This is a genomic window from Streptomyces sp. KR55, assembly GCF_052245645.1.
Lineage (GTDB): Bacteria > Actinomycetota > Actinomycetes > Streptomycetales > Streptomycetaceae > Streptomyces > Streptomyces flavusporus.
Genome location: NZ_JBQQCE010000479.1, coordinates 1 through 7,552, shown reverse-complemented (window position 1 = coordinate 7,552; position 7,552 = coordinate 1). Strand labels below are relative to the sequence as shown.

The window sequence follows — 7,552 nt, the reverse complement described above, 5'->3', positions numbered from 1 at the left end:
TTCCCAGGACTACCTGCGGCGACGCCTCGCGGAGGGCAAGACCAAACGCGAGATCATCCGCTGCCTGAAACGGTACGTCGCACGAGAGATCTACCGGCACATCGCCCCCGCAAACACCGCGACACACCCCACGGAACCAGCCCAAGACGCCAGTTGACATCCATAGGGGCATCTGTGAGGGCAGGTTCGCCAGACCCATGGCCTTGCCTGTGCGGACGCGGTCTTCGACCTCGGCGTGGTCGCGGTGCAGGGCGTCGAGGAACTGGATCTGGTGGGAGCCGGCGATGCCCCACATGTGCCGGATGTTCGTGGCGGTGATCGAGTAGCGCCAGCCGGTCTTCTGCTCGAAGGCGGTCAGCTTCTTCATATGCCGCCGGGACGGGCGCACGCGGCGGACGATCAGCCGCATGCCCTTCGGCCAGCCATCCCGGGTGTTCAGACCGGTCAACTCCGCGACCTGGTAGCCAGCTTGGAGATTGCCGTCCTGCTTCAGCGAGGTCTCCCAGGCGCCTTCGGGGAGTCTCGCGATCGCCGCCTCGTCCTCGGGCGTGATCTTCCAGCCGACCGTGTAGCGGACCGTGCGCCGCTTCGTATTCAGCGCTTCCAGGTGTTGAAGCAGGCCGTGGGTGGCGCCCGCGCCGTCGACGCGAACCAGGATCTTCGACTGCGAAGAGTGCGGTATCTGATCCAGCGCGGCGGCAAGGACGCGGACGTGGTCGTCCACGGTGTTCGCCCCCGCGTTGCCCGGACGCAGTTCCATCGCCAGGCTCTCGCCGGTGTTCGCCAGCCAGCCGCCCAGCGGGTGGAAGCCGAACGTGCCCTTGAACGTGGCCGCGGCCCCTTGTTTCCTGGACGCGCTCGTGATGACCGTGGCATCCAGGTCGACGACGATCCAGCCCGTCAGCCTCCGCCCGGCCACCGTGAGCCACGGGAAGCCGCCGGGCCGCAGGTGGAGCAGCATCCACACGTGCCGGCGCACCCGCCGCCGCACCTTCGCGATCTTCATCAGGGTCCTGTCGTCCAGTTCGGCCAGCAGGCGGCGCATCGTCGAGTCCGAGGCCGAAGGGCCGAACAGGCCCTGGTGGTGGAGCTGGAGCTGCTCGGCCTCCAGCAGGCTCCGCGCCCCGAGCGCCATCGCGACGGCGAGTTGGACGAGCACCCCGGCCCGCTCCCGCCACCCGGCACTCGTGCTGGAGGGAAGCACCCCGGCAAGCCCTCGCGTCAGCCCCACCCGGTCCGCCAGCCGGCGCAGCAGCACCGCCCCCGCATGCCCGACCAGTCCCTTTCCGTCGGCTGCCACGAACAGCCCACGATCCCACCCTGTACGCTCGCTCACCAGAAAGGTGTCCTGACTCCTGCACCGGATACGACCTAGACACTCGCATCCTCGCAGGTCAGCGGCATCTTTCTGCTGTCAGTGCGTCAGCTCGCCCAATTCCGCTGAATAACCGGGGTTAACGCAGGTCATCCCGCCCGAGTTGGTGGATGCGGTGCTGGACGAAACCGGGGCTCGCGAGCAGCGGTGTGCTGGGAAACTAGCCCGCACCGTTCGGGAAGGGGCCGTCGGAAAAGGACCCACGCCACGGGCACCTCGTCGGCGGCCTACTTCACTCTGGCGATGGAACCGGGCAGGGTCGTCACCTACATCCGTGACCAGCTCCGCCGCCGTATTCGTACCGGAAAAGGCCGCTGCCCGCACCCGGTGACCCTGATCGTCGACTCCCAGTCGGTCAAGGCTGCCTCCACCGTCGGCCAGAGCAGCCGCGGCTACGACGCTGCGGAGAAAATCAACGGGCGCAAGCGACATATCACCGTGGACACTCTCGGCCTGCCCGTGATGATCACGGTGACGCCCGCCGACATCCAGGACCGCGACGCCGCCCGCGACGTGTTCTGGCGCCTGCGCCTGACCCAGCCGCAGATCACCCAGGTCTGGGCCGACCGCGGCTACGCCGGCGACCTCGTGGCTGGGCTCGCGAACGCCTCTGGCTCACCCTGCGCATCGTCTCCCGACCCCGAGGCACCAAAGGCTTCGTCGTCCTGCCTCGCCGCTGGAAGGTCGAGCGGACGATCGGCTGGTGCATGAACGCCCGCCGCGACGCGCGAGACTACGAGCGGCTTCCCCAGCACTCCGAAGCCCACCTGAACTGGGCACTCATCACCATGATGACCTGACGCCTAACCCGCAAAAGCCCGCGGACCAGCCAGTGGACGAGGAAAACTCTTGCGTGATCAGGGGCAGTTACGGCACGTGGCTGAAAGGCGTTGGACCAGTCGTGGCGACGGTGCATCTCTGAGCGAGTGCTCTCCCGAGTCGAGTACATCCGGGATCATGAAGCATGCTCCCGGATGACTGGCAACTCACCAAAGACGTCGACGACTTCCTCGCCCGAGCCGGAGACTTCCTGCGCTCGCGGCCCGCCCTGCACAACATGCCGTTGACGGGCATCGAGAAACTGCGGACACACGGGGCTGGCGCGCATGGTGCCGAAGCCACCGTTTTCGGCCGGCTGGAGTCCGGAGGCGAGGTCTGCGCCATCTTTTATCGCACGCCGCGCGGATACCTGTGGGTCACCCCCCTCTCTGCCGAGCAGGCTGGCACCCTCGCTGCTCACCTGGCCGGCCTCGGCCATTCCCCCTCCGGTGTCCTCGCGGACCACGACACCGCCGCCGCTTTCGCGGATGCATGGCAGCGGCACACGGGCGCAGCGCCGGTCCCCTTCTGGCGGACGCATCTTTACCGTCTCGGCACGCTCACCCCACTGCAGCCGCGCCCAGAGGGCCGGGGTCGCGTCACGGGTGAAAAGGACCACGAGCAGGTCGTGCGCTGGTGTCGTGAGTTCTGCGTCGATGTCGGGGAGCAGCCTTCCATCGACTTGATCGACGCCGGCTCCTGGTCCGACTCGCGCTTCGGCGACAGACACTTCACGTTCTGGGAGACTCCGGACGGCACGCCCGTCTCCATGGCAGCCGCGACTTCGATGGTCGGCGGCATGATCCGGGTGGACCCTGTCTACACCCCGGCCCACCTCCGGGGGCGCGGCTACGCGGGGGCCGTGACGGTTGAGGTGAGCAGGGCCGCGCTGGCTGCGGGCGCGACGGACGTCGTGCTCTTCACGGACCCGGCCAACCCCACCAGCAACGCCCTCTACCAGCGCATCGGATACGTCCACGTCGCCGACTTCACCGGGTACAACTTCCCCTACGGGGCACCAGAAGCCGGTTAGGAACATATCCGACGCAAAACGCCCCTGCCACCAGAAGCTGATCCGCCGACACCTCCCTACTGGTTACAGCAGGGATGGCTCTGTTCACGGGGAGGGCAGCGTTTCGACGGTGGTTCGGGAGGCACCGGGCGGCCAGGGCCGGATCGAATTGTTCATGAGTTCCGACAGCAGTCGGCTTCTGCGCGGGCCGGTCGTACGGGTCGTGCGCATGGTCGCAGGGCCGGAGTCGGGTAAGCCTGGATTTTGGGGTTGAAGTTGTTGTTGCGGCAGCTTCTACCGTCCTGACCAGGGCCGGAGAGGCCGGCCCGGTGACGCATTCGTGAGGGAGTGGCAATGGAGTGGCCGATCGCGGAGGTCGCCCGGATGTCGGGCGTGACCGCCCGGACCCTGCGGCACTACGACGAGATCGGTCTGCTGTCGCCGGCCCGGATCGGCGCAGGTGGCTACCGCTACTACGGCGAGCGCGAGCTCCTGCGGCTGCAGCAGATCCTCGTACTGCGGGCGCTGGGCCTCGGGCTGGCCGAGATCGGCCGGATCCTGACCGAGCAGGTCGACGAGGTGGAAGCCCTGCGCGGCCACCACCGGCGACTCCTCGCCGAGCGGGACCGGCTCGACGTCCTGGCCGGCACCGTCTCCCGCACGATCGCCGAACTAGAGCAGTCCAGGAAGGACGGCCAACCCATGACCATCAACCGACCGGAGAACCTGTTCGAGGGCGTGCAGCCCTCCCAGTACGAAGAGAACAGGCGCGACTTCCCCGAACTCGCCGAGGAGGTCGGCCGGCGGGCCGCCACGATGAGCCAGGCCGAGGCCGAGACCGGACACCGTGAGCGCACTGCGCAGATGATCCGTCTCGCCGAGCTGATGGGCCGCGGGCCACCAGGCCGACGCTGAACCCGTGCAGGCCGAGATCGACGCCCAGTACCGGGCACGGACTCAGCTGCACGCCGTCTCCGCCGAGGAGTACCGCGCAATCGGCCGCTCCTGCGTGTGCAACGACGCCTGGCGCGCCGGGTACGAGGCGATCGCCCCCGGCCTGGCCGCCTATCAGCGGGACGCCATCGAGGCGTACGCCACGTCCAGGCTCAGCTGAGCGGCAGTGGGGCCGCTGAAGGTGAACCGGGCTTTGCCGGGCTGGCCCCACCTGGATGAACGCGCCGAGCGCGCCGCGCGCCAGCAGCAGCTGGTGGAGGCGGAGCCGCTCGTCGGCACGGACGAGTCATGGGGCATCACATTGCGCCTCTACGTATGCCTCGGCAAAGCCGACCTGGGGCCACCACAGGTCCAGGCAGGCAACGTCCCAAAGGGGGTCGCCGTAGCCCTCGTGCGTCCGGTCGACGACGGCCGTGACCACGCAGTCCGCTCCCAGCGTATTGCCCAGGCCGAAGTCGCCGTGATCATGTTCTTTACGTTCGGCATGTCTCATGAGACATCGATGAGGACGAGGCTTCGCAGCTCGGACCTTGGTGTCGCTCATTCATCCCTCGCAGCTCGAGCAAGCGATGCTGAGACACTGACACGCCACTCGTTCACGCGACCGAGACGCCGCCGCAGTGCGTGTCGGAAGAGTCGGCCTCAGCGGCCCGGAAGCCGTTCGGTGACTTCTTGCACGGTCCAGCCGTTGCCGTCCGGGTCGCTGAACGAGACGAAGGAGGCGTAACTGCGCCGCTCGGGATCGGGGCCGGACACACGGGCCTTCGTGCCCGCGTGATGGAACACTCCACCGGCATCGTGGAAGACCTCACTGACGTCGGCCCCGCTGCGGGCCAGCTCCGCCCGCGCCGCCTCGATGTCCGAGACCACGAGGTGGAGCCCCTCGGCGGATCCTGGGGCAGCCGAGCTGACCCCGTCACCGAAGATCACCGAGCAAGTGGAACCGGGCGGCGTCAGCTGCACCACACGAAGCCCGTCATCGGCGGTGAAGTCGGCATCCAGCCGCCACCCCAGCCCTTCGTAGAAGCCCTTCGACCGGTCGACGTCGGCCACCGGTATCACCACGACTTCGAGTTTCATGTCCATGGTGGAGGAGCCTTTCTGGGATGGTCGTTGCATACAGCGGCCCCCTCGGAAGGCCGTCATGGCATCAGAGGGACAGCAACTGCTGACCGCCGTCTATGTCGTACGTGGCGCCCGTCAACGCCTCATTGCACATGATGTGTACGGCCAGAGCGGCGACGTCGTCCGGACCGACGACCCGCCGTATCGGGAGCGTGGCGCGCAGTTCCTCCCGCCGCGCTTCGAGCTGATCGCCCAGGAGTGAGGCGGACAGAGGTGTGTCGACGAATCCGGCGGCGATGAGGTTCACACGGACCGGCGCCAGTTCGAGGGCCAGGTTGGCGGTCAGGGCGGGCAGCGCTGCCGTGAGTGCGGCGGTGACGGTTCTGCCGACGCCAGGGCGGCGACCGCCGGTGCCGCCGATGAACAACAGCGTTCCCGCGGCCCGGACTCTGGACCGGCTGTACTTGGCGACTCCGAGAGTGAGGGCGAGGCGTTCGCCGAAGTGGCGGCGCGCCTCTTCGAGGTCCATGTCGGCCAAGGGCGCGTACGACGGGGAGCCGGCTGTCGAGATGACGTGGTCGACCGGGCCGGGCAGATCCTGGAAGAACCGCTGGAGGCGGTCGATGTCAGCGGCGTCGACGGTCGCGGTCCTCACAGGCCGGACTTCGGCCGCCGCCTGCTCCAGCCGCTCCCGGTTGCGCCCGACCATGACGACTTGACCGCCGCAGTCCCGTGCTTGACGCGCCGTCGCGAGTCCGATCCCTGAACTTGCGCCGATCACCACCACGGTCTGGCCTGCCAAGTCGCGGGGGTGATGCGGCAGGCTGCCCGTCATCTGCGCCTCCGGTGATCGGTGAGCGAGCGGGGACGGCTCAGGAGGGCCGGGCCGTCGCTGTCGTGCGTCAGACAAGTGACCGGCCACCGCGCAGTTCGGGGTACAGCTCGGCCGGTCCTCCCGGCAGAGCGGCCTGGACCTGCCTGCTGACGTCGTCGGCCAGCACCTCGTGATGCCCTGCCGCAACACCGTCGAGGGTCGCGCGGGCCACCTCTCCGGGGTCGGACTTCGGCCCCGGCACGTTCGCAGCCATGTCGGTCGCGAGATAGCTGACGTGCAGAGCGGTGACTTGCGTGCCCTGTTTTGCAAGGGCCACGCGCAAGGCGTTGGTCACCGACCACTCGGCGGCCTTGGCCGCGGCGTATCCCGCACTGACCGGGAGTGAGACCCAGGACAGCACCGAGAGTACGTTGACGATGGCGCCGCCGCCGTTGCGCCCGAGCACCGGGGCGAAGGCCCTGCTCATCGCGAGCGTACCGACCACATGGGTCTCGAACTCCAGCCGGAATGCCTCCAGGTCGGCCGTGAGAATGCCCGCGCGGGTGGTGGCCCCGGCGTTGTTGATGAGGAGTGTCACGTCCTGGGCCTGGCGGGACGCCGCACCGACGGACTCGTGGTCGGTGATGTCCACGGCGACCGGGACGGCTCCCGATACGGCGACCTTCGCAGGGTCGCGGGCCCCGGCGTAGACCTTGGCCGCTCCGGCTTCGAAGAGAGCCCGCACGAACTGCTCTCCGAGTCCTCGGTTGGCGCCCGTGACGAACGCGACGCAGCCTTCTAGCTTCACGGAGACCTCCCCCGGCACGGGGACAGAGCGGCCACGGACCACCGTCCAGGTGCGGTGTGACAGCGTGCCCGGCCTCCTCGAAGCTACCGCGCTCGGCTGCCCGCCACCACTCGAAGTGCCCGCGCTCCGGAGGCCGCCTGGATCGGGGCTGGCAAGAGGTCGCCGTGAATCGGGCTCGCACCACCAACTCCAAAGAGTGGAGGTTCAGTCCGGTGATGGCGACCGTGACGACGCCGGACGTCACCGCTCTACCTAGGAGGCCTCGCAGGCCGGGGCTTGTATAGGTTGTCCGCCCTGCGCCCACACGGTTGCCACCACCCGAGTCACGGGACTTGCGCCCCTCTCAGTGGAGGCCTCGTCGGCCGGGGTCCAGGAAGGCGTCACAGTCCTGCGCTCGAACAGCTCCGGCAGAGCTGTGAGGAGCTCAGCCGGAGCTGTTACAGAGGAATTAGGGCTTGTAGGGGTCCAGCCTGCTGGGACGCGGCCGGGTTTCGCGCAGGGTGTCCTGCCAGTGGACGGCGCGCGCGTAGCGCAGGACGGTGTTGAGGCCCCAGCCCAGGTGCCGGGCGATCGCCCGACGCGAGTGGCCCTGCGCGAGCAGCTCGTGGACCAGGGCGTGTGCGGCCTTCTTGCGCTGGGCCCGCCGGCCCGCAGGGTCCGGGCCGGGAAGCCCCGCCTCGTCCGGCGGCGTGTCAGCGTCCGGCG

General features: G+C 68.6%; 6 protein-coding genes and 4 pseudogenes. 4 read left to right on the top strand and 6 right to left on the bottom strand.

From position 1 onward, the window contains the following. A pseudogene (locus ACTWQJ_RS42500) lies at positions 1–157 on the top strand (IS110 family transposase); the annotation flags it as partial. 75 nt (positions 158–232) lie between these two features. Here ACTWQJ_RS42500 and ACTWQJ_RS42495 read toward each other — a convergent pair. Continuing rightward, positions 233–1,258: pseudogene (locus ACTWQJ_RS42495) on the bottom strand (transposase); the annotation flags it as partial. A gap of 375 nt (positions 1,259–1,633) precedes the next feature. On the opposite strand from ACTWQJ_RS42495, the pseudogene ACTWQJ_RS42490 reads away from it, so the two are divergent. The 3 genes and pseudogenes from ACTWQJ_RS42490 to ACTWQJ_RS42480 form a co-directional block, all read left to right on the top strand. After that, a pseudogene (locus ACTWQJ_RS42490) lies at positions 1,634–2,172 on the top strand (transposase); the annotation flags it as partial. A gap of 167 nt (positions 2,173–2,339) precedes the next feature. Then, positions 2,340–3,227, top strand: a complete 888-nt coding sequence (locus ACTWQJ_RS42485; RefSeq protein WP_443311762.1) for a GNAT family N-acetyltransferase — start codon at positions 2,340–2,342, stop codon at positions 3,225–3,227. Positions 3,228–3,560: 333 nt separating this feature from the next. Then, positions 3,561–4,320 (top strand): annotated as a pseudogene (locus ACTWQJ_RS42480) (MerR family transcriptional regulator). A 126-nt stretch (positions 4,321–4,446) separates the two neighbouring features. Here the strand turns inward: ACTWQJ_RS42480 and ACTWQJ_RS42475 are convergent. The 5 genes from ACTWQJ_RS42475 to ACTWQJ_RS42455 all read right to left on the bottom strand — a co-directional run. Further along, entirely contained in the window at positions 4,447–4,653 is a 207-nt protein-coding gene (locus ACTWQJ_RS42475) for a phosphotransferase (protein ID WP_443311761.1), read from the bottom strand. 149 nt (positions 4,654–4,802) lie between these two features. Then, a complete protein-coding gene (locus ACTWQJ_RS42470; RefSeq protein WP_443311763.1) occupies positions 4,803–5,246 on the bottom strand; it encodes a VOC family protein in 444 nt (147 codons plus the stop codon). A 64-nt stretch (positions 5,247–5,310) separates the two neighbouring features. Beyond that, a complete protein-coding gene (locus ACTWQJ_RS42465; protein ID WP_443311760.1) occupies positions 5,311–6,060 on the bottom strand; it encodes an SDR family oxidoreductase in 750 nt (249 codons plus the stop codon). A gap of 67 nt (positions 6,061–6,127) precedes the next feature. Then, complete coding sequence (locus ACTWQJ_RS42460; RefSeq protein ID WP_443311759.1) at positions 6,128–6,847, bottom strand: SDR family oxidoreductase; 720 nt, start codon at positions 6,845–6,847, stop codon at positions 6,128–6,130. Between the two features lie 448 nt (positions 6,848–7,295). After that, positions 7,296–7,552: helix-turn-helix domain-containing protein (locus ACTWQJ_RS42455; RefSeq protein WP_443311758.1), on the bottom strand; the 257-nt coding region annotated here is incomplete at its 5' end.